Source organism: Bartonella sp. AP40SXNS, assembly GCF_042195825.1.
Classification (GTDB): Bacteria; Pseudomonadota; Alphaproteobacteria; order Rhizobiales; family Rhizobiaceae; genus Bartonella.
Genome location: NZ_JBHIPB010000069.1, coordinates 1 through 1,601 on the forward strand (window position 1 = coordinate 1; position 1,601 = coordinate 1,601).

Here is a 1,601-nt window from a genome sequence, read left to right on the forward strand (position 1 = left end):
GCTTCATTCGCTGTGCTTTTTACCTTTTCCACCTCACTACGCGCTTGCTCCGCATCATGGTTAGCATAACCTGCTGTCTGTTTGGCTTCTTTTGCTATTTTTTGTGCTTCTTCTGCGGCTGCTTCTAAAGACGCGGCTTTCTTACCCGCTGTTTCTGCCGCTTTCTGTGCTTGTTCTGCTGTATATTTTGCACTATTAGCTATTTCCTTGGCTTTCTCTACTTCACCCTTAGCTTCATACGCGTAGTTATTGGCTTTCTCCGCTATTTTCTTGGCTTCTTCACCTGCTGTTTCCGCTAATCTTGCTATAACCTTGGCGTCCTTCGCTGTTTCATTCGCGCTGTGGGAATTACTCCACGCTTCATGAGCTTTGTTGTCTGCTGCTTCGGCTTTTTTCTTGGCTTCGTCTGAATACATCCGCGCTAAACTTGCTATAGTCTTAGCGTCACCTGCTACTTCCTGCGCTTTATTGGCATTACTCCATCCTTCATGAGCTGTACTTTTTGCCTTTTCTACCTCACTGCGCGCTTGTGCCGCCTCATGCTTGGCATAACCGGCTGTCTGTTTGGCTTCTTTTGCTATCTTTTCAGCTTCACCCGCTACTGTCTCTACCTGTGATGCCTTCTTTTGTGCACCATCAGCTACCTTCTTTGCCTCTTCGGCTATAGACTTCGCACTACCTGCTACTTGTTTTAGACCATCCAAAACACCTTTCGTTTCTTCTGCTACCTTCTCTGCTGCTTCCGCTTTACTCTTTGCTGCTGTAGCTATACCCTTCAACGCCTCCACACTCGCTTCACCTGCCGTTTCTCCTGAACGCACCGATGCTTCTGCTGCTACCTTCGCTTCGTTGGCTATTCGTGTTGCTTCTGTTGCACTCTGTTGCGCTTGCTCGGCTTTCGTCTGTGCACTATCCAACGCACTTTTGGCTTCTAAGGCTGTCGCTTTGGCGCTCCTTGCTTCTTCTTTTGCTTCTTCTGATAAGCTTTTTGCACTAGAGGCGGTTTGACTTGCTTGTTCACTCGTGGATTTCGCTTCAGTCGCAACAGTCTCTAAATTTTCTGCTTTAGATTTCGCATCGCTAGCCTCTTTTACAGCTTGCTCTACTTTCCCTGTCGCCTTATCAACGGCGCTTTTCGCTTCCTCCGCCAAACCCTTCGCCTCAGATGCCGTACTCTTAGCTTCTCTTGCTTCTGTTAATGCTGTAGTCGCTGTAGATTTTGCTTCATTCGCAACTGCCTCTACACTTTCGGCTTTAGCCTTTGCTGTTTCTGCTGTCTCCTGTGATGCTGCTGCCAACCGTTTTGCTTCTTCTGATAATGTTTTAGCTGCCTCAGCAATCCCTTTCGCATCATTGGCTATACTAGATGCCCCGCCCGCTGTTGTTTTCGCAGAAGTCGCTTCTCTTAATGCCTGTTCTGATGCCTTTTGCGCCTCTGTAGATGCCGTATTCGCTTTTTCCGCTAAACCTTTCGCCTCTTCTGACGTGCTTACAGCTGCCTCTGATTGTGATTTGGCTTCTCTTGAAGCTGTTAATGCTGTCTCTACTCCCGCTTGTACTTGTGAGGCTGTTTTTGTGAGTTCTGTAACAGAAGATGTCGC

1 protein-coding gene is annotated in these 1,601 nt (G+C 47.8%); it reads right to left on the bottom strand.

Annotated elements, in window-relative coordinates; genetic code table 11:
- The coding region (locus tag ACFILZ_RS09735) for an alanine-zipper protein (RefSeq protein ID WP_375611052.1) at positions 1-1,601 on the bottom strand (1,601 nt) is incomplete at both ends.